Origin of the sequence: Deinococcus sp. Leaf326, assembly GCF_001424185.1 — a bacterium.
In the GTDB taxonomy this organism is placed as follows: Bacteria; Deinococcota; Deinococci; order Deinococcales; family Deinococcaceae; genus Deinococcus.
The window spans coordinates 10877-12345 of record NZ_LMOM01000046.1; the positions used below are offsets into that span (position 1 = coordinate 10877).

Annotated in this window: 2 protein-coding genes and 1 pseudogene; all 3 read left to right on the forward strand. The window is 38.9% G+C overall.

Going from position 1 to position 1469, the window contains the following annotated elements:
• Window positions 1-93: pseudogene (locus ASF71_RS25260) on the forward strand (IS5/IS1182 family transposase); the annotation flags it as partial.
• A 383-nt stretch (window positions 94-476) separates the two neighbouring features.
• A complete protein-coding gene (locus ASF71_RS25265; RefSeq protein ID WP_235514515.1) occupies window positions 477-908 on the forward strand; it encodes a hypothetical protein in 432 nt (143 codons plus the stop codon).
• 23 nt (window positions 909-931) lie between these two features.
• Window positions 932-1354: a hypothetical protein gene (locus tag ASF71_RS23945; RefSeq protein WP_156372860.1), complete on the forward strand. Its 423-nt coding sequence runs from the start codon at window positions 932-934 to the stop codon at window positions 1352-1354.
• The last annotated feature ends 115 nt before the right edge of the window (window positions 1355-1469 follow it).

Here is a 1469-nt window from a genome sequence, read left to right on the forward strand (position 1 = left end):
GTCCGCACGCGGGACGAAGTCAAAGCACAGAACTTTCTGGGTATGGTTCAGCTCGCCTGTATCATCATCCTGCTCCGTTTAATTTCCGGATGATCTGTAGTGATTCAACTAAAAGCTATATTGGTAATATTCTCGAGCTGTCTAAAACTTGTAAAGATAGTTGCATAGATATTATTGATGCTTCACTAAAAAACGATTTGATAAATGGACAAATTCCTAAAGAAGCTCTTAAGAAGATCAATAGCAAGTTAGAGTCTCCCAAATTAAACGATTTTGATGATATAGATAAATTGACACTAGCTGAAATGTCAGTTCTGTGTGCAGACAATACTACAATACGAGCACTGGAGGTAAAAACAGGTCCATATGTATGTAGAAAAAATTACGTAAGTTTTTTAGCTCAGCATAATCTTGCTGGAGAGACAACTCTATTTCCGAAGAAATTGTCAAATAACTCTGAAATGGCTTGGCGAGGAATGATCCAATCCCATCATATTTTTCAAGATGGTTGGGCCAAGGCTTGCCTCCAAACGGAAAAATATTCATCGCGGTCTGCTCCAACAGTAATGATTGAAACAAATAATTCTGGTGGATTTAACGGTAAAGATCTGGGATTTACTACGCAGCCTTCTTTACCCCATACCATGATTACTGCATTACAGAATAAGCGTACGATCTTGCCATGTTCAGAATTACGTAGGGTAGTAGAATATTCTGCAACAGACTTACTAGCGGTTAACTTTAAGGAAGATGATGTCAAGTGTGCTATGATATTTGTTTACGATATGCTCACTAAACTTGGTAAGTCCAAGGGTACGGACTTTGATACTATTGCCGTTGGTGGAGACGTGATGTATGAAAGTAATCAAAACTATGGATGCTACGCCAAGCAGGTGAAATTAAGATGATTCTATCAAATTTACATAGTAGCATGGAAATCACTTCTTGTGATCCATTAGTATCTACAGATATTGATACAATGTTAGAAGCTTTAAATGAATTTAAAATTGTCCCTCAGGATTATTTATACATAATTTTTTCATATGGTCTTCTAGAATTTGGGACAAAGCCAGCTGGAGATGGTGTGAGATATAATCTTATGCATCCGATAGACTCTTATGAGTTTTACTTTGATACCATATCCGGTCCTCTTATAATCCCAGGTATGTATCCTTTCGCTTCAGGTTTAGGAGCCGCGAATCTATATTATGGTGAAATAGACGGAAGACTTGGTGTTTATAGCTGTATTAATAGTCCTGTTTCCCACGAGGGGATGGTATTCATAGCCAATAAATTTACTGATATTTTAAGATATGGGGAAGGCTGTGAAATCTTAAAAGAATTGGGGTCTTGATAGGCTTTATACACTACAGATCATCCGGAAATTCAGTGACAGTGTGCCGCCCGGCCGGGCGGCACACTCTTGTGATGCGGCTGAACGATGACCAGTGGGCCGTCCTGGCTCCTCT

Coding starts and splice junctions, on each gene's coding strand:
- ASF71_RS25265 (WP_235514515.1), top strand. CDS start 477: ATGATCCAATCCCATCATATTTTTCAAGATGGTTGGGCCAAGGCTTGC.
- ASF71_RS23945 (WP_156372860.1), top strand. CDS start 932: ATGGAAATCACTTCTTGTGATCCATTAGTATCTACAGATATTGATACA.